Origin of the sequence: Mesorhizobium sp. M4B.F.Ca.ET.089.01.1.1 (assembly GCF_004022605.1) — a bacterium.
Classification (GTDB): domain Bacteria; phylum Pseudomonadota; class Alphaproteobacteria; order Rhizobiales; family Rhizobiaceae; genus Mesorhizobium; species Mesorhizobium abyssinicae.
This window is the reverse complement of sequence record NZ_RZOS01001220.1, coordinates 1-584: the sequence shown is the minus strand read 5'-3', so window position 1 is coordinate 584 and position 584 is coordinate 1. Positions and strand designations below refer to the sequence as shown.

Here is a 584-nt window from a genome sequence, read left to right as displayed (position 1 = left end):
ATGTACCGGGGAACGCCGTCCTTGCCCACGCATGAGGCGCCGTCACAGGCCATTACCGCCGTTGGCAAGGCATTGCGCCGGGCCAAGATCGACGAGCTGCCGCAACTCTGGAACGTGCTCAGGGGCGAATTGAGCCTGGTCGGGCCGCGGCCGTGCCTGCCCACGCAGACCGAACTTGTGGAGCGTCGCCGGGCGCTCGGCGTGCTGTCGGCGCTTCCCGGCATCACCGGCCTCGCCCAGATCCGCGGCATCGACATGTCGGACCCGAGGCTCTGCGCGGAAACCGATGCCGAATATCTCAGGACGGCCTCGATCGGCCTCGATCTCAAAATACTGCTAGGGACGATCTATCGCGCGTGAGCGGCGGCCGATTTGCGCCGCCGCGCCAGTTCGGTGAGTTGGTCCAGCGTGTCGGCTTGCGGAATCCATCCCTCCGAGACAAGCAGCGACGGATCGCAGATCTGACTTGCCGTCAGGGCGTCCCACGCCTTGCCTTTGCCAAGCACCTTCGCCGCCGCGCGCAGGGGGGCTCCCGGCACGGCAAGCAGGCGCGGCGGCGAAGGTGCTTGGCAAAGGCAAGGCGC

The 584-nt window shown here is 67.5% G+C and carries 1 protein-coding gene and 1 pseudogene; one reads left to right on the top strand and one right to left on the bottom strand.

All coding sequences use genetic code 11. The features are described from left to right. Positions 1-360, top strand: a 360-nt coding sequence (locus EN780_RS36865) for a sugar transferase (RefSeq protein WP_133372988.1), incomplete at its 5' end; no start/stop codon positions are given. On the opposite strand, the pseudogene EN780_RS36860 reads toward EN780_RS36865, so the two are convergent. Next, a pseudogene (locus tag EN780_RS36860) lies at positions 348-584 on the bottom strand (hypothetical protein); the annotation flags it as partial. The gene EN780_RS36865 and the pseudogene EN780_RS36860 sit on opposite strands and share 13 nt — an antisense overlap.